This window comes from Tessaracoccus sp. OH4464_COT-324, assembly GCF_003932855.1.
Lineage (GTDB): Bacteria > Actinomycetota > Actinomycetes > Propionibacteriales > Propionibacteriaceae > Arachnia.
In genome coordinates, this window is record NZ_RQYZ01000183.1 from 1 (window position 1) to 309 (window position 309).

A 309-nucleotide genomic window follows, 5' to 3' on the forward strand; every position below is an offset into this window, starting at 1 on the left:
CTGGTAAGTAGAACGCTTCTGCTAAACCTGATAATTTTTCATCACCTGAAACAGGATCAAGAATAGCGAATTTTAAAGATGAACTACCGCAGTTAAGGATTAGGACTAATTTTTGAGACATACGTGACCTATCTTGAAAGTTAAGTTAAAAAAGAAATTCATTTGCTCAAAAAATACACTAAGCAAATGAATTGACATAAAAGTCTTTGACTTGCATAGAATACACTTTTCAGCTAATAAAATAAATTAGCAAAATTAAAAAATGCGACTTTAATCAAAAAAAACTGCAAATTTTCAAAAAAAATTGCT

The 309-nt window shown here is 28.8% G+C and carries 1 pseudogene; it reads right to left on the minus strand.

Annotated elements, in window-relative coordinates:
- Window positions 1–121: pseudogene (locus EII42_RS12700) on the minus strand (hypothetical protein); the annotation flags it as partial.
- Window positions 122–309 lie beyond the last annotated feature (188 nt).